We start from the raw sequence: 20,412 nt of genomic DNA, 5'->3' as shown, positions 1-20,412 counted from the left end.
TTATATTTGTCTGTTTTATAAAAATCGAATATTTTAAGAGTAAATTTAATATGAGCGAAGAAGTTAAGAAAAACAATTATTCGGCAGACAGTATTCAGGCGTTAGAGGGAATGGAGCACGTAAGAATGCGTCCTTCCATGTATATTGGAGATACTGGAGTAAGAGGTTTACATCATTTGGTATATGAAGTTGTTGATAACTCAATTGATGAGGCTTTAGCTGGACATTGTGATACCATTTATGTAGCAATTAATGAAGATAATTCTATTTCTGTTGAAGATAACGGACGTGGAATTCCTGTTGATATTCACAAAAAAGAAGGTGTTTCAGCTCTTGAAGTTGTAATGACAAAAATTGGAGCTGGAGGTAAGTTTGACAAAGATTCGTATAAAGTTTCTGGAGGTCTTCACGGTGTTGGGGTGTCTTGTGTTAACGCACTTTCTGATCATTTAAGAGCTACTGTTCATAGAGAAGGTAAAATCTACGAACAAGAATACGAAAGAGGTAAAGCACTTTATCCTGTAAAGCAAATTGGAACTACAGATAAGCGAGGAACAATCGTTACTTTTAAACCTGATGGAACAATTTTCACTCAAACTTTAGAGTATTCTTATGATACCTTAGCGGCTCGTTTACGTGAACTTTCTTTCTTAAATAAAGGAATTACTATTACGTTAACAGATAAACGTGATATTGATGATAAAGGACAACCAAGAACTGAAACGTTCCATTCAAAAGAAGGTTTAAAAGAATTCGTTAAGTTTTTAGATGGAAACCGTGTGCCAATTATTGGTCATGTAATTTCAATGGAAAACGAAAAAGGTGAAATTCCAGTTGAGGTAGCTTTGATTTATAACGAAAGTTATACTGAGAATATTTTTTCTTACGTAAATAATATCAATACACACGAAGGAGGAACGCACTTGCAAGGTTTCCGTATGGGATTAACACGTACGTTGAAAAAATATGCAGATGCTTCTGGATTGTTAGACAAATTGAAATTCGAAATTTCGGGTGACGACTTCCGTGAAGGTTTAACAGCAATTATTTCTGTAAAAGTTGCCGAACCTCAATTTGAAGGTCAAACGAAAACCAAACTTGGAAATAGAGAAGTAGTTTCTCCAGTTTCACAAGCAGTAGCTGAAATGCTTGAAAATTATTTGGAAGAAAATCCAAATGATGCCAAAATTATTGTTCAAAAAGTAATTTTAGCAGCACAAGCACGTCATGCCGCTAAAAAAGCGCGTGAAATGGTTCAACGTAAAACCGTTATGGGCGGTGGAGGTTTGCCTGGTAAATTATCAGATTGTTCTGAACAAGATCCAGCAAGATGTGAAATTTTCCTTGTTGAGGGAGATTCGGCAGGTGGAACCGCAAAACAAGGTCGTGATAGAGCATTTCAAGCTATTTTACCATTACGTGGAAAGATTTTGAATGTTGAAAAAGCAATGCAACATAAAGTGTTTGAAAACGAAGAAATTCGTAATATTTTCACTGCTCTTGGGGTAACTGTAGGAACAGAGGAAGATAGCAAAGCACTGAATTTGTCAAAATTAAGATATCATAAAGTAGTCATCATGTGTGATGCCGATGTCGATGGTTCTCACATTGCAACGTTGATTTTAACGTTCTTCTTTAGATATATGAAAGAGTTAATTGAAAACGGTCACGTTTATATTGCAACTCCTCCTTTATATATGGTGAAAAAAGGAAATAAAAAAGAATATGCTTGGAACGATGATCAACGTGATTTAGCTAATGAAAGAATGGGTGGAAGTGCTGCTGTTCAACGTTACAAAGGTCTTGGAGAGATGAATGCAGAACAATTATGGGAAACTACCATGAACCCTGATTTTAGAACGCTACGTCAAGTAACTATTGATAGCTTGTCTGAAGCAGATAGAATCTTCTCTATGTTGATGGGGGATGAAGTTCCGCCACGTAGAGAGTTTATTGAGAAAAATGCGGCTTACGCTAAAATTGATGCGTAATTCGGTAATTGCAATAGGATTAGTTGTAGCTTTCTTTTTTACTCAAAAAAGTAAGGCGCAAACTGTAAATGAACAAATAGGGTATCTGTTAACAGATGCCCTTTTCTATTCTGATCAATACATAACTCCAGCTACGGATGCAGCGGTTTATCAAGCTTCCTCTTCTTGGATGAATTCAGCAAAAAAGAAAGAAAAATGGAAATTTGATTTAGGGATACATGTAAATACATTCTTCGTCCCTAAAAAAGATAGAGAATTTAAAATAAGTAATAGCGATTTTCAGTTTTTTCAAATTGAAAATGCAGAAACAGCTGTGGTTCCAACTACCTTAGGAAATGATAATCAAATTTATTTAGTAGGTGACTTAGATGGTCAACAAGTGCGATTTAAAACTCCTGAAGGAATAAATCAAGAAGTTGTGGTGTATCCTTATTTGCAAGCAAGTTTAGGATTACCTTATGGTTTTGAAGTAGTAGGAAGGTATTCTACTCGTACAAAACTTAAAAAAGGAGATTATCAGGTTTATGGCTTTGGATTAAAACATAACTTTAGTCAGTATTTTAAAAAATTAGAAGAAAAGAAAATCAATATTTCATTTCTTACCGTTTACTCAAATGAGGAAATCCGTTTTGATTTTTTAGATGTACAAACGGCAACATTTGGGAATTTAGGACTCGATAGTTTTAGTAGTAAAATTAATACTTTCCATTTTCAATTTGCTGTTTCAAAGGAAATTAAAGATTTTGAGATAATCGGAAGTTTTATAACAAATGTTAGTGATTTTAATTTCAAAGTATATAGTGATAGTTCAGAACCATCACTTTTTGTAGACCCAATAAATCAACTAATTCCTCAGCTAGAGGAAACGAAATGGAATGCTATGGGAGAAATTTCAGGTAGATATCAAATAAGCAAATTTTATGTGCAAAGTTCAATTGCTTTTGGTAAATTTGTAAACGGAAATATTGGAGTACAATATCAATTTTAATTTTATAAATATTTAATATACACAACAAAATGAAAGTAACAATAGTTGGTGCGGGTAACGTAGGTGCAACATGTGCAGATGTTATTTCGTACAGAGGAATTGCAAGCGAAGTAGTATTAGTTGATATCAAAGAAGGTTTTGCCGAAGGTAAAGCGATGGATATCATGCAATGTGCTACAACAACTGTATTCAACACACAATTAAGCGGAACAACTGGTGATTATTCTAAAACTGCAGGAAGTGATGTAGTAGTAATTACATCTGGAATTCCAAGAAAACCAGGGATGACTCGCGAAGAGTTAATCGGGATTAATGCAGGTATCGTTAAATCGGTAGCTGATAACGTATTAACGCATTCTCCAAATGCAATTATTGTAGTAGTGTCAAATCCAATGGATACTATGACTTATTTAACATTAAAAGCAACAGGATTACCTAAAAATAGAGTAATTGGAATGGGTGGTGCTTTAGATAGCTCACGTTTTAAATATTACTTATCAAAAGCATTAGATAAACCAGCTAATGATGTTCAAGGTATGGTAATTGGAGGTCACGGTGATACAACAATGATTCCATTAACAAGATTGGCTTCGTACAATGGAGTTCCAGTTTCTAATTTCTTATCTCAAGCTGAGTTAGATAAAGTAGCTGCTGATACTATGGTAGGAGGTGCAACTTTAACTGGTTTATTAGGAACTTCTGCTTGGTATGCTCCAGGAGCTTCTGTGGCATATTTAGTTGATAGCATTTTAAACGATCAAAAACGTATGATTCCATGTTCAGTATTCTTAGAAGGTGAGTACGGACAAGAAGATATTTGTATGGGTGTACCATGTATTATCGGAAAAAATGGTGTTGAAAAAATTGTTGATGTACAATTAAATGATGCTGAAAAAGCATTGTTTGCGAAAAGTGCAGATGCAGTTCGTAATATGAATGCAGATTTAAAATCAGTATTATAATATACCAACAAACATAAAATTGATAAGCTGCCGTAATTGGCAGCTTTTTTTGTTTTACTGACTTTTTTAAAAGAGTGCTTTGGAATATTGGTCTAATTTTAAAGAATTTGATAGTATTTTTTAGGAACAAGTAATTCTGAATTTTGTTACAAGTGATTCATTTTTAGGAGATAAAGTTTTTTTTTAAGAAAACATAACTAAAAACAAAAGATTAATTGAAAATAAAATTGCTAAATCCTATTGTAAATTATATATTTGTCCGTTTTTATAAAATAGAATAAATAAATTTTTGAATAATGCAGAATAGAGGACTTATTAAATTTTTCGCAATTATCTTTGCTTTGGTATGTGTTTACCAGCTTTCTTTTACTTTCGTAGCGAATAGTGTAGTTTCTGATGCAAAAGCTTTTGCTAAAGGAGATACAGCTAAGGAATTACGTTATTTAGATTCTATAGGGAAAGAAGAAGTGTATCCTGTTTTAGGGTTTACTTACAACAAAGTAAGAGAACAACAAATCAACAAAGGTCTTGACTTAGAAGGAGGATTAAACGTTATTCTTCAAATTTCGGTTAAAGATGTTTTAAAAGGATTGGCAAATAATTCTAAAAATAAAGCATTCAACCAAGCGCTTGCTGATGCAAAAACAAATCAACAAGGAAATCAAGATTACATTGATGCTTTCTTTCAAGCAGCAAATGCTGCAAACGTAAATTTAGCAGCAGCTGATGTTTTTGGAAACAGAAACTTAGATGATGTTATTAAGTTTGATATGACTAACAAACAAGTTGAGCCAATTATCAAACAAAAAGTTCAAGAATCAGTAGAAAGTGCTTTCAAAGTATTAAGAGAGCGTATTGATAAATTTGGAGTTACTCAACCTAATATTCAATTGTTAGGAAATTCTGGTAGAATCTTAGTTGAGTTGCCAGGAGCTAAAGATGTTGATCGTATTAAAAAATTATTACAAAGTACAGCTCAATTAGAGTTCTGGGAAACGTATAAAATTGAAGATGTAGGTCAATATTTAATGTCAGTAGAAGATGCATTAAAGAAAACTGAAGTTGCTGTTAAAGAAGCTCCAGTTAAAACATCGGGTATCGATTCATTATTAACTGATAAAGCAGATACAACAGCTGCTAAAAATAGTCCATTCTTAGGAAAAATGATTGCTCCAGGAATGCAAGGTGCTCCATACGTTGGAACTTTTGCTACTAAAGATACTGCAGCTATTAATGCATTTTTCAAAAGAGATGACATCAAAGCTTTATTACCAGCTAATTTAGCTAATGTAAAATTTGCTTGGGGAAAAACAAATGCAAAAACTCCAGATGTTACTGAGTTATATGCTTTAAAAGGAACAAGAGATAATGTGGCGCCATTAAGTGGTGGAGTAATTGTTGATGCAAGAGATACTTTTGATCAATTAGGTAAGCCTGCAGTTTCAATGCAAATGAATGGAAATGGTGCAAGAAAATGGGAACAAATTACAGGTGCTGTTTCTCAACAAGGAAATGCAATTGCAATTGTTTTAGATAACATTGTGTATTCTGCGCCAGGAGTAAGTAAAGGAGCTATAACAGGAGGTCAGTCAGAAATTTCTGGAAACTTTACAATCGAAGAAACAAAAGACTTGGCTAATATTTTAAGAGCAGGTAAATTACCAGCTGCTGCTGAAATTGTTCAGTCAGAAGTAGTAGGGCCATCATTAGGTCAGGAAGCTATTGATAATGGTTTATTATCATTCATCATCGGGTTCTCTCTAGTACTTTTATGGATGGTTGTTTACTATGGTAAAACAGGTTTCTATGCTAACTTAGCGTTATTAGTAAATATCTTATTCATTTTTGGAACATTAGCTAGTTTTGGTGCTGTATTAACATTACCAGGTATTGCTGGTATTGTGTTAACAATAGGTATGGCAGTTGATGCGAACGTTATTATCTTTGAAAGAGCAAAAGAAGAGTTAGATAATGGTAAATCAGTTCAAGAAGCAACAGATTATGCTTTCACTTGGAAAGGTGCCATGTCTTCAATTGTAGATGCTAACGTTACAACTGCAATTACAGCTGTTATATTATTAGTTTTTGGAACAGGACCTATCAGAGGTTTTGCAACTACATTATTAATAGGTATTTTTACTTCTGTAGTAACAGCGGTATTTATTACAAGAATGTTTTTAGATTGGAGTTTAAGTAAAAATGAAAAATTAGCTTACTCAACTTCATTAACAAGAACTTGGTTCAAAAACTTGAATATCGATTTCTTAGGGAAAAAGAAAATGGCTTACGCAATTTCAGGAATTTTAGTTGCTTTAAGTATCTTTTCTTTAGCTACTAAAGGATTAAATCAAGGTGTTGATTTCGTGGGAGGTAGAACCTATCAAGTTCGTTTTGATAAAGCGGTTTCTGCTCCAGAAGTTACTGCAGATTTAGTAGCGGTTTTTGAAAGTGCTGAAGCTAAAATTTATGGTAGTAATAATCAGTTAAAAATTACTACAAAATATAAAGTAGATCAAGAAGGAGAAGGAGTAGATGAAGAAGTTAATCGTAAATTATATGAAGGGTTAAAGAAACATCTTCCAGCTAACTTAAAATACGAAGAATTTGCAAACTTATATGAAGGAAAGCAAATAGGTATTTTATCTTCTGCAAAAGTAACAGGAACGATTTCAAAAGATATTAAAACAAACTCATTATGGGCAGTATTAGGATCTTTATTTGTAGTTTTCGTTTACTTAATGATTAGTTTCCGTAGATGGCAGTTTGGTTTTGGTGCAGTTGCTGCGGTTGCTCATGACGTAATTATTGTATTAGGTATTTTCTCTTTTGCATATTCATTCTTACCATTCAACATGGAAATTGACCAAGCATTTATTGCTGCAATTTTAACGGTAATTGGTTATTCATTGAATGATACTGTAATTGTTTTTGACAGAGTACGTGAATACTTAGATTATAATTCATCTCCTGATTTTAAAGGATTAGTAAATAAAGCGTTAAACACTACTTTAAGTAGAACGATTAATACTTCGGCTACTACATTAGTGGTATTGATTGCTATCTTTATCTTTGGTGGAGAAACAATTAGAGGATTCGTATTTGCAATTTTAGTAGGTATTTTAGTAGGTACTTATTCTTCATTGTTTGTTGCAACTCCAGTTATGACTGATGCAATTGGTGAGAAAGAAGGTCGTAAAATGGCTGAATTTAAGAAAGAAGACTAATTAATTAGTTTAGATTATATAAGAAAGTCCTGATTTTATCAGGACTTTTTTTTGTCAATATATTATCATTTAAGGTAATGTGGTCAAAAATGGTTGGTGATTTTTCATTTTAGAATGATTATCTTGACCAGATCAAATTGAAGAGGAAGTTGGCTCTGCTGAGGAGCAACCAACCAGCAATAGATTTGATGATTATACGATAATTGAAAGGATAGTTTTAATGCTATCCTTTTTTAATTATCGGTAATCTTTTATAGCTAAAAAAACCTATTTATAGATTTCGTTTTTATAATACAAATACCATTTTAAAAAGTTCTTTCTATTCTTTAAACTTAATCCTCTATGAATGTTTAAGTTACCTTTTAAATGCCCAAAGAATGATTCTAAAGCATTAGTTGAATTAGGGATTTTATCATCTTTTAAATATAAAAACATATTAGGTAAAGCTTTTTTTATTACCATAAATGACCTTCTTACCATTTTATGAGTGTACCAATATCTTCCTGTTTCTGTATTATATGATTTTTGATTGATAAAGTCTCGGTATTCTTCTTCCCATTGTATGAGTTCCATTAACCATAATTGTTTTTTATATTCAGTGTCAATGTGATGTATTTTTATTGCAATCTGTTTGAGTTCAAATCCTGATTTATGTTTTGGATGCTGTGTTAGCCATATTCTACACATTCTAGAAATATGAACTAAACATCTTTGAAAAGGCACTTTAGGGCATACTTTCTTAATTGCTTTGATGGATGATTTATCACCATCAGAAGTTATGCTTTTAATTTTTATTCCTAGATTTATTAAGTTTTGTAAATCTTCTGCAATTTCTTCAAAATGTTCTCCATCGCTCAATCTATATAATTGCGTTAGTTTTAAATGATAATTTCTGTAAACTACTAAGCAAATATCATTTGAAAAATAAGTTCCATCAATAACTAAATAAATTTCATCTGTAGAACTAAACTCCAAAACAGGAGCTTTGGCTAACATTTTAGAAAAATAACGTTGTAAAGTACTTTTACTATATCCTGATTCAGTAGATATTTTGTCAAAAGTATCTTTCCCAATTATCCAGTTTTTAAACCAAATTTGTTTATTGGAATCAGAAACAGATTTATTACTTGAAGTAAATAATTGACCACAATCCCTGCACTTAAAACGTTGTTTATTTTCTCTAATTCCCCATTTAATTGTTTGAAAACTTTTACAGGTTGAACAACGCTTTTTTTTGAATTTTTCATAAATAAAAAAAAGTTTATTGAAACTAATTTCAATAAACTTTTGTAAACATCATATTTTATAGTGCTTTAAGACCTTTTTACCAACCATTTTTGACTATTAAACCTCATTTAAAAACTATGATAACTAATTATGATTTGATTATTTTGAGTCGACTACGCTGATTTACAATCAATGCCAACAAAGTAAATTATACACGAGGATATTAAATTCGAACGCTACGAAAAACTCAATAGTCGATTAGGTCTATTTATAATCCGTGTCCACTTAGTAAATTAAAAACAAAACTCAATATTATTACTAAACTTTCATAAAAACAAAAAAGTCGGTTAGAAATGCTAACCGACTTTTTTATTATAATCTAGATTGTTAAACCTCTTTAATTTCTTTTGCTTTTATTACAAAGTAAATTCCAATAAATATAAACGGAATACTTAACCATTGTCCTGTTGATAAAGCATTAAAGATTGTGTAATGCTCAAAACCTCCTTGACTTTCCTTAACATATTCTACCACAAAACGAATCGACCATAGTAAGACTAAGAACAATCCAAATAAATAACCTGGTTTGTTTCTAGCATTTGTTTTCCAATATAAAAACATTAAAATAGCAAAAACAAAAACATAGCAAATAGCCTCGTATAATTGCGCTGGGTGTTTTGGTGTTACAGCTGCTAAATATTCTGCAAATTGAGGGTTTGTAGCAATCGCTTGATAAGCTTCATTTTTATTACCTATATGAGTGATCTGCATTGCGTCATTTGGGCTATATGTATCCCTTAAGAATTTAATCCCAAACGATGAAGTAGTTTCAGTTCCTACGATTTCAGAGTTAAAGAAATTCCCCAAACGAATAAAAACTGCTCCTAACGAAACAGGTATTACAATTCGGTCTAAAATCCATAAAAAGGAACGTTTGATAACTCTTCTTTGAATGTAAAACATAGTCATGATAATAGCAATTGCCGCTCCGTGACTCGCCAATCCTGCAAATCCTGTAAAATGCAATGTGGGTTTGGTGCTTATTGGTAACAAAATACTGAGAGGATCTTGGTAAAATAATTCAGATTGATAAAAAATTACATGTCCTAAACGAGCTCCTAGCATAGTAGCTATTAATGTGTAAATAAATAATTTATCTAATGAATCTATCGGTTCATCTTCTCTTGTGAAAATTGGTTTCATTACATACCAACCTAATCCAAAAGCCAATACCCAAGTAAGGCTGTAAAAACGTAACATGAAAATTCCTAAATCAATCCCTTCAGAAGGATTCCAAACCATATTTAATGCGTAAATCATAATTTTTGTATCTGATTAAAGCGTAAAAATAAATATTATTATTGGGAAACATGTTAAAATTCCGATAAGAAATTTTTTCAAGAACAATGACAATCCCGAAACTTCGGGACAAAAATCAACTTCAAAATCAATTTCAAAAATCAATTTCAATCTTCAACCTGAAACCTAAAACCTAAAACAAATGATTAGAAACACAGATTGAAGAAATTTAAATAATTTTAAAAATCAAATAAGTGAAACGCTCTGTGTAGCTCTATTCAACACAATCAATTCCGAAGCTTCGGAAAAAAAAGCTCCATGTATCTCGGTGTAATTTTAACGCAAATCCCGAAACTTCGGGAGCAAAGTTATTTCGCAAAGTTCGTTTAAAATAAGTGAAACGCTCTGTGTGGCTCTTTTCAACCCAATCAAAATCAAAAAAAGCTCCGTGTATCTCGGTGTAATTTTAACGCAAAGTTGCAAAGTTTTTTCGCAAAGTTCGCTATGTGTTTTGTTTAAAAGAAGTAAAACGCTTTGTGTAAAAATCAAGGCACAGGATCATAGCCACTTCTTCCCCAAGGATGGCAACTAAAAATACGTTTCAAAGCTAACCAACTACCTTTAAAAACACCATGTTTCTGAAGCGCTTGAATGGTATAACTAGAACATGTCGGTTCAAATCGGCAAGTTGCTGGTGTGAAAGGTGAAATCCCAACTTGATAAAATCGCACCAATAAAACTAACGGATAAATCAACCATTGTTTCAGTGTTTGTGGATATTTCGATTGGTGTTGGCTACACATGATTATTGATTGATAAAAATAACTAAAATCTCTGTCAAGCTGAACTCGTTTCAGCTTCTCTTAAATGTATAATTGAGATTCTGAATCGAGTTCAGAATGACAACGATAATGTTTATTAAAAAGTAAAACTAGTTCCTTCTTTTCCGTCTTTTAATTGAATGCCTAACGCTAATAATTGGTCACGAATTTGGTCCGATAAAGCAAAGTTTTTGTTTGCTCTAGCTTCGTTTCGCATTCCAATTAACATTTCAACAACACCACTTAATTTTTCAGTAGTATTGGAATTTCCTGAAGTAGCTTCATTACTAATTCCTAACACATCAAACAAGAAACTTGAAATCGTATTTTGTAATAACTGAATAGCATCAGCAGTTAACGATTCTTTTCCGTCGTTTACCAAATTAATGTAACGCGCACCTTCAAATAATTGTGCAATTAAAATAGGTGTGTTAAAATCGTCGTTCATCGCATCATAACAGCTTTGTTTCCAAGCCGCAATATCTAAAGTAGAAACATTGCTTGCTTTCAACATCGGAATTAATTTATACGATTCCATTAAACGAGAATAGCCTTTTTCACTAGCTAACATGGCATCGTTAGAAATATCTAAAACACTTCTATAATGCGCTTGTAAGAAACAAAAACGTACAATATTCGGTTGGAAAGGTTTTTCAAAAAACGTATTTTCACCTGTAACCAATTCCATTGGAAGAATATAATTACCTGTCGATTTACTCATGCGCAAACCGTTCATGGTTAACATATTGGTATGCATCCAAAAATTCACTGGCGAATGTCCGTTACAAGCTTTTCCTTGAGCAACTTCACACTCATGATGCGGAAATTTCAAATCCATTCCACCACCATGAATATCAAATGTTTCGCCCAAGTATTTCGTACTCATCGCTGTACACTCTAAATGCCAACCCGGAAAACCTTCACCCCAAGGCGAGTTCCATCGCATAATATGTGCTGGAGAAGCGTTTTTCCAAAGGGCAAAATCTTGCGGATTTTTCTTTTCGCTTTGTCCGTCTAAGTCGCGCGTATTAGCAAAAAGTTCTTCGATGTTACGGTTACTCAATTCGCCATAATTCATTCCTTTTTGGTTGTAAGCAAACACATCAAAATAAACCGAGCCATTGCTTTCGTAAGCAAATCCGGTATCAATCAATTTTTGGGTTAACTCAATTTGCTCTAATATATGTCCCGTTGCTGTTGGTTCAATCGTTGGTGGAAGAAAATTAAAGGTATCCAAAACCTTGTGAAAATCCACCGTATATTTCTGTACGATTTCCATAGGTTCTAATTTTTCTAAGCGCGATTGTTTCACAAAACGGTCGTTATCCACATCGCCATCATCAGTTAAATGTCCGGCATCGGTAATATTTCTAACGTATCTAACTTTGTAGCCTAAATGTTGTAAATAACGGAAAATCACATCAAAACTCATAAACGTACGCACGTTGCCTAAGTGCACATTGCTGTAAACCGTAGGGCCGCAAACATACATTCCAATATTTCCCTCATGAATAGGAGTAAAGGTTTCCTTATCGCCCGAAAGCGTATTGTATATTGTTAAGTTTTGATTTTTGTATAATTCCATTCTATTATATTTTTGAAGCTATTCCTGCTATTCTTTACAAGTCCTCGCATAAAAATCTGTTTTTCTAAGTTTTAAAAAGTGCTTCTTAGGTCGCATTTTTAAAACAATAAAAACTATATTTTTATTGCTGTGGGCTTTACATTACTATCAGGGCTATTTTTAGTTTTCAGTTGACAGTCTCAGTTTTTAGTTATCTTTCAGTTTTAGAGTTACGAGTTTAGAGTTACGGGTTTCAGAATTAAAACTACCATCATCCATCATCCAACATCAATCCTTTGTCATTCCGAGCTTGCAAGGAATCTCATTAACTAAGGCAATCGCTTAACAAAATTTAGCCAAAACTTCCATCTTCCAGCATCTAACATCCAGCCTAAAACTGCGTATCCAATTTAATATAATCTAAAAACTCTCTTCTAACTTTATCTTCTTTAAATTTTCCACCAAATTCAGCCGTAACTGTACTGCTTTCAATATCGCGAATGCCTCTAGAGTTCACACATAAATGTTTGGCATCAATCACGCAAGCTACATCTTCTGTGCCTAATACTTTTTGTAATTCTTGAACCACTTGGATAGTTAGACGTTCTTGAACTTGAGGACGTTTAGCATAGTAATCTACAATTCGGTTCATTTTAGATAAACCTACAACAGTTCCGTTAGAAATATAAGCCACATGAGCACGACCTACAATAGGTAATAAGTGGTGTTCACAAGTGGAATAAACTACAATGTTTTTTTCAACTAACATTTCACCATACTTATATTTATTGTCAAAAGTAGAAGAACCTGGTTTTTTATTTGGATTTAAACCACCAAAAATTTCTTTAACAAACATTTTTGCTACTCGATTAGGTGTTCCTTTTAAACTGTCATCCGTTAAATCTAATCCTAAAGTGTTAAGAATATGTTCAACATCTTTTTTGATCAATTCTATTTTTTCTTCATCAGAAATTGCAAATGCATCATTTCTTAACGGAGTTTGTGCACTTGTAGCAATATGGTCATTTCCTATTTCGTCCTGAAAATCCTCGTTCTGTGTCATTATAACTATAATTTTTAGTAGCAATTTTAAATCGATGCAAAGATAAATAATAAACTTTAGATTTTTTTTTTAAATGTTAATTATTCAAAAAAAAGTATGTTGCTTTAAAATTTTGTTAAATTTGTGGTTCTGTAAACTAATTATCAAACTATAAAAAATGAAAAAAAATCACATTCAATTATTAATTTTTTTAATAATTTGTAATTTTAGTTTTGCTCAAAATAAAACTAATTTTACACTAGAAAATTTTAAAATTGCTCTTGTAGAATCTCCTTCATCTACATCTTACGTTAATACTTATGCAAAACTAAAATGGGATTCGGGTTTAATTAATAAAAACACCTCTTTAAATAAGATTTATCTAGAAATAGTTCCAATAATGGATTGTTGGAATAGTTTAGAAGCCAAAGATTTGAAATCAACTATTTTTGTGGATTTAAAAAGTATTTCAAAAAATAATATTAATGAATATATTATAAACCATAAAGATATTTTTGCGAAATGTTTCAAATGGCGTATTAGATTTGTTGGAAAACAAGGGAATCAGATGACTTCGTGGAATTATCATTTATTTATTAAGTAACTATGAAAAAATTATACGTTTATTTAAGTCTATTGTTTTCATTAGTGGCTTTCTCACAAGGTCCAGGTGGTAGTTGTGGAACAATAGCGTCTTTTTGTGGTGATGCATCTGTTCCATTTAATAATGTTACAAATACTCCAAATTTAGGAAATATTGGCTGTTTAGGAACATCTCCCAATGGCGCTTGGTATTCTTTTCAGGTTAGTACTTCGGGTTTATTGGAATTTGAAATTTCACAAACTAATGCCGCTGGTAATGGTATTGATGTAGATTTTATTTGTTGGGGACCATTTACAACTGATCCAAGAGTGTTGCCTAATTTATGTACAACTGCTTTACAAGATTATCCTGATGGTAGTAATGCATCGGCAAACAATATTGTAGCATGTAGCTATTCTGCTGCTCCAGTAGAAAATTTTTCAATACCTGCTGCTGTTGCTGGTAATTATTATGTAGTATTAATAACAAATTTTTCTAACCAATCTGGTACAATTACCTTTGATCAAACCAATAATACTGGTGGTTCGAATGGATCAACTAACTGTGAGATTTGTGGAGTTAGTTTAGGTCCAGATAGAATTTTATGTTCTACTGCGACTTCAGTAACTTTAGTTGCAAATTTTTATGCACCACCTATTACTCCGGTAACACTTAGTTATGAGTGGTATTTAAATGGAGTTTTACAAACAACAACATCAACAAATTCTTTAGTTGTAAGTCAAAATGGAATATGGAGAGTTGAAGTTGACAGGGTTTCTTGTTCCACAACAGAATATGATGAAATTTTAGTTGATATTTCCACTGGAGTAACTGCAAATACTATTGGGCCGTATGATGGTCCACCTGGTGAATGCAACCCTACTTTTGATTTATTAAGTTATTTAAATGATTTAATGTCGCCTGCGAATCCAGCAAATTTTGTATTTGAGTTTTACGATATGGCAGACGGTAGTTTAATTCCTGATCCTTCAAATTTTACTCCTACTTCAAGTACAACAGTTTTTGTTAAAATCATTCAAGGATTGTGTGAAGGTTCAGAATTTATTGATTTTAATGTTGATTGTGTTGTTGCTTCTTGTGATATAGATTTAACTTCTGCTCCTGCAACAGCCAGCCAGTCAATATGTATTGGTAATCCAATTACTGATATCACATATCAAACGGCAGGTGATGCAACTAATGCTGTAGCAACAGGTTTACCAGCAGGATTAACAACGAGCTATGTAGGGAATGTATTAACCATTACAGGTACACCAACGGTTTTAGGTACTTTTAATTATACAGTAGAAACTGCAGGTTGTTCTCCTGAATTAAATCTTTCTGGATCAATAACAATAAATCCTAATCCTACCTTTACTTCTTTGAATGCTAATGGACCAATTTGTGCTGGAGAAAATGCAATATTTTCTCTTTCTGGTACTCCAGGTGCTTCTGTTTTTTACACTATTGGTAGTGGTCCTATTCAATTTGAAGTTTTAGACGCTTCGGGTGATGCAACTATTACAATTCCTAATGCTACTTCTGATGTAACAATTACTTTAAATGAAATTGAATTAGGAACGTGTGATTTAACACTTACAAATACTGCTACAGTTGTAATTTCTCCAACTCCTGATATTCCAACAATTACTGTAACACCTCCAACATGTTCAGCAGATGGTTTCAGTACGATAACGAATTATGATGCAACCTTAACTTATACGTTTACACCAACAGGTCCTACTATTGATGCAACAGGATTAGTTTTAGGAATGACATTCGGAACAAGTTACACTGTTACGGCAGGAAATGGTACTTGTACTTCTTTAGATTCAAGTGCTTTTAGCAATACAGCTACACTTTCAGTGCCATCAATTCCAGTAGTTTCGGTTACAGCGCCTACGTGTTTAGCCGCTGGATTTGCAACAATCACCAATTATGATGCTACTATGACGTATGTGTTTACACCAGTAGGTCCAACGGTTGATGCATCAGGGTTAATTTCAGGAATGGCGTTTGCAACAAGTTATGAAGTATTAGCTTCAAATGGAAGTTGTTCATCAGCAAATTCTGCAGCGTTTACTATCCAAGATATGTTAGTTACTCCTGCAGTTCCAACGATTTCAGAAACGGCACCAACATGTTCAGCAGATGGTTTCAGTACGATAACGAATTATGATGCAACCTTAACTTATACGTTTACACCAACAGGTCCTACTATTGATGCAACAGGATTAGTTTTAGGAATGACATTCGGAACAAGTTACACTGTTACGGCAGGAAATGGTACTTGTACTTCTTTAGATTCAAGTACTTTTAGCAATACAGCTACACTTTCAGTGCCATCAATTCCAGTAGTTTCGGTTACAGCGCCTACATGTTTAGCCGCTGGATTTGCAACAATCACCAATTATGATGCCACTATGACGTATGTGTTTACACCAGTAGGTCCAACGGTTGATGCAGCAGGATTAATTTCAGGAATGGCATTTGCAACAAGTTATGAAGTATTAGCTTCAAATGGAAGTTGTTCATCAGCAAATTCTGCAGCTTTTACTATCCAAGATATGTTAGTTACACCTGCAGTTCCAACAATTTCAGAAACGGCACCAACATGTTCAGCAGATGGTTTCAGTACGATAACGAATTACGATGCAACCTTAACTTATACGTTTACACCAGTAGGTCCAACGGTTGATGCAACAGGATTAATTTCAGGAATGACATTAAATACCATGTACGAAGTAACAGCATCAAATGCTACTTGTACTTCAGCAGCATCTGCTCAATTTAGTAATTTACCAATGTTGGTAACACCAGTTGTTCCAGTAGTTTCGGTTACAGCGCCTACATGTTTAGCCGCTGGATTTGCAACAATCACCAATTATGATGCCACTATGACGTATGTGTTTACACCAGTAGGTCCAACGGTTGATGCAGCAGGATTAATTTCAGGAATGGCATTTGCAACAAGTTATGAAGTATTAGCTTCAAATGGAAGTTGTTCATCAGCAAATTCTGCAGCTTTTACTATCCAAGATATGTTAGTTACACCTGCAGTTCCAACAATTTCAGAAACGGCACCAACATGTTCAGCAGATGGTTTCAGTACGATAACGAATTACGATGCAACCTTAACTTATACGTTTACACCAGTAGGTCCAACGGTTGATGCAACAGGATTAATTTCAGGAATGACATTAAATACCATGTACGAAGTAACAGCATCAAATGCTACTTGTACTTCAGCAGCATCTGCTCAATTTAGTAATTTACCAATGTTGGTTACACCAGTTGTTCCAATAGTTTCGGTTACAGCGCCTACATGTTTAGCCGCTGGATTTGCAACAATTACTAATTATGATGCTACTATGACGTATTTGTTTACACCAGTAGGTCCAACGGTTGATGCATTAGGATTAATTTCAGGAATGGCATTTGCAACAAGTTATGAAGTATTAGCTTCAAATGGAAGTTGTTCATCAGCAAATTCTGCAACTTTTACTATCCAAGATATGTTAGTTACACCTGCAGTTCCAACGATTTCAGAAACGGCACCAACATGTTCAGCAGATGGTTTCAGTACAATAACGAATTATGATGCAACCTTAACTTATACGTTTACACCAACAGGTCCTACTATTGATGCAACAGGATTGGTTTTAGGAATGACATTAAATACCATGTACGAAGTAACAGCATCAAATGCTACTTGTACTTCAGCAGCATCTGCTCAATTTGGTAATTTACCAATGTTGGTAACACCAGTTGTTCCAATAGTTTCGGTTACAGCGCCTACATGTTTAGCCGCTGGATTTGCAACAATTACTAATTATGATGCTACTATGACGTATTTGTTTACACCAGTAGGTCCAACGGTTGATGCATCAGGATTAATTTCAGGAATGGCATTTGCAACAAGTTATGAAGTATTAGCTTCAAATGGAAGTTGTTCATCAGCAAATTCTGCAGCTTTTACTATCCAAGATATGTTAGTTACACCTGCAGTTCCAACGATTTCAGAAACGGCACCAACATGTTCAGCAGATGGTTTCAGTACGATAACGAATTATGATGCAACCTTAACTTATACGTTTACACCAACAGGTCCTACTATTGATGCAACAGGATTGGTTTTAGGAATGACATTAAATACCATGTACGAAGTAACAGCATCAAATGCTACTTGTACTTCAGCAGCATCTGCTCAATTTAGTAATTTACCAATGTTGGTTACACCAGTTGTTCCAATAGTTTCAGTTACAGCACCAACATGTATTGCGAATGGTTTTGCTACAATTACAAATTATAATGCGGGATTAACCTATACTTTTAATCCTGTAGGACCAACAGTGGGAGCAGGAGGATTAATTTCAGGAATGACTCTAGCGACACCTTATACAGTTACTGCAGGTAATGGTAGTTGTACTTCAGTACAATCAACATCTTTTAGTATATCGCAACAATTACCACAACCAACAATTACAAGTGTGACTAATAATGGTCCAATTTGTCTTGGTGGTACAGCGATATTTACAATTAATGCAATTCCAAATACACAAGTAATATGTAGTATCGATGGAAATGCACCACAAACAGTTTCTATAAACGCATCAGGACAAGGAGTTGTTTCTGTTTCTGGTGTTACAGGTAGCACAACATTAAATACGGTTAGTGTATCTGATGGAATTTGTTCTTCCAATGTGGTTTTATCTTCAACGGTTAACTTATTTCCAAATACTACTATATCTTTAATTTCTGCTCCAGGAACTGATAGTCAATCAAGATGTGCAGGAGTAACAATTGATCCAATTCAATATCAAGTAGTTGGAACTGCTACAAATGTTGTTGTTACAGGTTTACCTAGTGGAATTACATCAAATTATAATGCAGCAACAGGAGTTGTAACTATTTCTGGTTCTACCAATACAGGAGGAATTTATAATTATACGATTACAACATCTGGTGGATGTAATCCTCAAGCTTCTGTAACTGGTTCTATAAATGTTACTGGGTTACCGGTATTAACTTATTCAGTTACTGATACCGTATGTGATGGAACATTGTTAGATTTTATATTAAATAGTAATATTTCAGGTACTACTTTTGTATGGAGTGCTACAGTATCTAATATTTCTGGTTTTTACAGTGTTACGACTAGTGGAACAGAAGCTGATATTAATCAGATTGCGACATTGAACAATCCAGAAACTATAGGAACTATAACTATGACCATAATTCCAAACGCAAATGGATGTGATGGTGCACCAAGAACAATAGATATAACAATTAATCCTAATCCAGTAATTGAGAGCGTAAGCGTATCAGATACTGCAGTTTGTTCAGGATCAAATGTTCATGTAGATGTTGTAGGGAACATTAGTGGAATAACTTACACATGGACAGCTATAACAAGTGGAGTAAATATAGTAGGAGGGACTACTTCAGGAACAATTACGGCAACTTCAACAACTACAGGTTTTGATATACAAGTGGTTACTAGTAACCCATTAGTAGCAGGAACTATTTATTTTGAAGTAAGTTCGGTTCGAACTGGATGTACAGGAAATACACTTTCAAGTGGTGTTGTAACGGTTAATCCAAATCCAGGATTACCAATTCCTTCACCAGTAAAAACCATTTGTAGTGGAGAAGGTTCTGATTTAATGATTGATGTTTCGCCACTTATTGCAGGTACAGAGTTAACATGGGAGGTGTTAACTGTGGTTAATGTATCTGGAGCTGTTCCTGGGTCGGGTATTGCACCACAACCTATAAATGATATTTTAACTGCTACTACAAATACTCAAGGATATGTTATTTACCGAGTGAGATCTAGTTTAGGAGATTGTCAAGGAGGGTATACAGATTATAGAGTTAATGTAAACCCTTCACCACGACCAGTATTAGCAGATGGTAATATTTGTATTACGGCATCAGGAGAAGTATATCAGACATATACATTGAATACGGGTTTGAATGATGTGGATTATGATTTTGAGTGGTTTGATACAAATGGAAATATTATACCAGGAGCAACCAATGCAACATTGGTAGTTGATGAAGCAGGAACTTACAGTGTAATAGCAACGAATTGGTCAACAGGATGTTCGTCAGATCCAATGTTGTCAACCGCTACAGCAACAGTTACGGCTACAACTCCAGCAACATCAATGGCAATAGTTCAAAGTGAGTATTTTAGTGATAATGCTACTATTACAGTTACAGTACCAGATGGTTCAGGAAGTATAATGTATGCATTAGATGAAGGTTCATTTCAATCATCAAATGTGTTTACAGGAGTAAGTGCAGGTGAACATACGGTAACAGTTATAGATACCGAAGGCTGTACGTATATGACACAAACAGTATTGATAATTGATTACCCAACATATTTTACACCAAATGGAGATGGAATCAATGACACATGGAATATAGTTGGTTTAAATCAAGCGGATGCTAAATTGTACATTTTTGATCGATATGGAAAACTATTAAAACAATTGAGTACAACAAACTCAAGTGATGGTTGGGATGGTACTTACAACCAAGAAGAATTACCATCTACGGACTATTGGTTTACATTAGATTACACAGAAAATGGAGTGCCAAAACAATTTAAAGCTCACTTTACAATGAAACGATAAATTTATTGTTTTAATATATCTAAAAAGAGGATTAATCATATGATTAATCCTCTTTTATTTTTTT

General features: G+C 33.6%; 11 protein-coding genes. 6 read left to right on the top strand and 5 right to left on the bottom strand.

What is annotated here, in order from left to right; translation table 11 throughout:
- The first annotated feature begins 50 nt into the window (after positions 1 to 50).
- The 4 genes from gyrB to secDF all read left to right on the top strand — a co-directional run bounded on the left by gyrB (position 51) and on the right by secDF (position 7,165).
- Positions 51 to 1,991 (top strand): DNA topoisomerase (ATP-hydrolyzing) subunit B, encoded by a 1,941-nt coding sequence (gyrB, locus tag LOS86_RS10255; RefSeq protein WP_231842012.1) that lies wholly within the window; start codon positions 51 to 53, stop codon positions 1,989 to 1,991.
- Complete coding sequence (locus tag LOS86_RS10250; RefSeq protein ID WP_231842011.1) at positions 1,984 to 2,979, top strand: DUF6588 family protein; 996 nt, start codon at positions 1,984 to 1,986, stop codon at positions 2,977 to 2,979. Before gyrB ends, LOS86_RS10250 begins: the two co-directional genes overlap by 8 nt.
- A 29-nt stretch (positions 2,980 to 3,008) precedes the next feature.
- The gene (gene mdh, locus LOS86_RS10245; RefSeq protein WP_231842010.1) at positions 3,009 to 3,941 is read left to right on the top strand and encodes a malate dehydrogenase; all 933 of its coding nucleotides are present in this window, start codon (positions 3,009 to 3,011) and stop codon (positions 3,939 to 3,941) included.
- Between the two features lie 296 nt (positions 3,942 to 4,237).
- Positions 4,238 to 7,165, top strand: a complete 2,928-nt coding sequence (secDF, locus tag LOS86_RS10240; RefSeq protein WP_231842009.1) for a protein translocase subunit SecDF — start codon at positions 4,238 to 4,240, stop codon at positions 7,163 to 7,165.
- 267 nt (positions 7,166 to 7,432) lie between these two features.
- Here secDF and LOS86_RS10235 read toward each other — a convergent pair whose 3' ends face one another.
- From LOS86_RS10235 to folE, 5 genes are all read right to left on the bottom strand, one after another.
- A complete protein-coding gene (locus LOS86_RS10235) occupies positions 7,433 to 8,350 on the bottom strand; it encodes an IS256 family transposase, variant Zn-binding type (RefSeq protein WP_445156336.1) in 918 nt (305 codons plus the stop codon).
- Positions 8,351 to 8,779: 429 nt separating this feature from the next.
- Complete coding sequence (gene lgt, locus LOS86_RS10225) at positions 8,780 to 9,712, bottom strand: prolipoprotein diacylglyceryl transferase (RefSeq protein WP_231842006.1); 933 nt, start codon at positions 9,710 to 9,712, stop codon at positions 8,780 to 8,782.
- A gap of 524 nt (positions 9,713 to 10,236) precedes the next feature.
- A complete protein-coding gene (gene yidD, locus LOS86_RS10220; protein ID WP_231842005.1) occupies positions 10,237 to 10,494 on the bottom strand; it encodes a membrane protein insertion efficiency factor YidD in 258 nt (85 codons plus the stop codon).
- A 115-nt stretch (positions 10,495 to 10,609) separates the two neighbouring features.
- Positions 10,610 to 12,097, bottom strand: a complete 1,488-nt coding sequence (gene cysS / locus LOS86_RS10215) for a cysteine--tRNA ligase (RefSeq protein WP_231842004.1) — start codon at positions 12,095 to 12,097, stop codon at positions 10,610 to 10,612.
- A 370-nt stretch (positions 12,098 to 12,467) separates the two neighbouring features.
- A complete protein-coding gene (gene folE / locus LOS86_RS10210; RefSeq protein ID WP_231842003.1) occupies positions 12,468 to 13,139 on the bottom strand; it encodes a GTP cyclohydrolase I FolE in 672 nt (223 codons plus the stop codon).
- Between the two features lie 157 nt (positions 13,140 to 13,296).
- Between folE and LOS86_RS10205 the strand changes: the two genes are divergently transcribed.
- A complete protein-coding gene (locus LOS86_RS10205) occupies positions 13,297 to 13,722 on the top strand; it encodes a hypothetical protein (RefSeq protein ID WP_231842002.1) in 426 nt (141 codons plus the stop codon).
- Between the two features lie 2 nt (positions 13,723 to 13,724).
- Positions 13,725 to 20,348: a T9SS type B sorting domain-containing protein gene (locus LOS86_RS10200; RefSeq protein ID WP_231842001.1), complete on the top strand. Its 6,624-nt coding sequence runs from the start codon at positions 13,725 to 13,727 to the stop codon at positions 20,346 to 20,348.
- Positions 20,349 to 20,412: the final 64 nt, after the last annotated feature.

This window comes from Flavobacterium cyclinae (genome assembly GCF_021172145.1).
Classification (GTDB): domain Bacteria; phylum Bacteroidota; class Bacteroidia; order Flavobacteriales; family Flavobacteriaceae; genus Flavobacterium; species Flavobacterium cyclinae.
Note: the sequence above shows the minus strand (reverse complement) of the source record. Positions and strands in the feature narration are given on the sequence as shown.

Excerpts from the sequence above, each read along its gene's own strand:
- gyrB (WP_231842012.1), top strand. The coding sequence starts at position 51 with ATGAGCGAAGAAGTTAAGAAAAACAATTATTCGGCAGACAGTATTCAG.
- LOS86_RS10250 (WP_231842011.1), top strand. The coding sequence starts at position 1,984 with ATGCGTAATTCGGTAATTGCAATAGGATTAGTTGTAGCTTTCTTTTTT.
- mdh (WP_231842010.1), top strand. The coding sequence starts at position 3,009 with ATGAAAGTAACAATAGTTGGTGCGGGTAACGTAGGTGCAACATGTGCA.
- secDF (WP_231842009.1), top strand. The coding sequence starts at position 4,238 with ATGCAGAATAGAGGACTTATTAAATTTTTCGCAATTATCTTTGCTTTG.
- lgt (WP_231842006.1), bottom strand. The coding sequence starts at position 9,712 with ATGATTTACGCATTAAATATGGTTTGGAATCCTTCTGAAGGGATTGAT.
- yidD (WP_231842005.1), bottom strand. The coding sequence starts at position 10,494 with ATGTGTAGCCAACACCAATCGAAATATCCACAAACACTGAAACAATGG.
- cysS (WP_231842004.1), bottom strand. The coding sequence starts at position 12,097 with ATGGAATTATACAAAAATCAAAACTTAACAATATACAATACGCTTTCG.
- folE (WP_231842003.1), bottom strand. The coding sequence starts at position 13,139 with ATGACACAGAACGAGGATTTTCAGGACGAAATAGGAAATGACCATATT.
- LOS86_RS10205 (WP_231842002.1), top strand. The coding sequence starts at position 13,297 with ATGAAAAAAAATCACATTCAATTATTAATTTTTTTAATAATTTGTAAT.
- LOS86_RS10200 (WP_231842001.1), top strand. The coding sequence starts at position 13,725 with ATGAAAAAATTATACGTTTATTTAAGTCTATTGTTTTCATTAGTGGCT.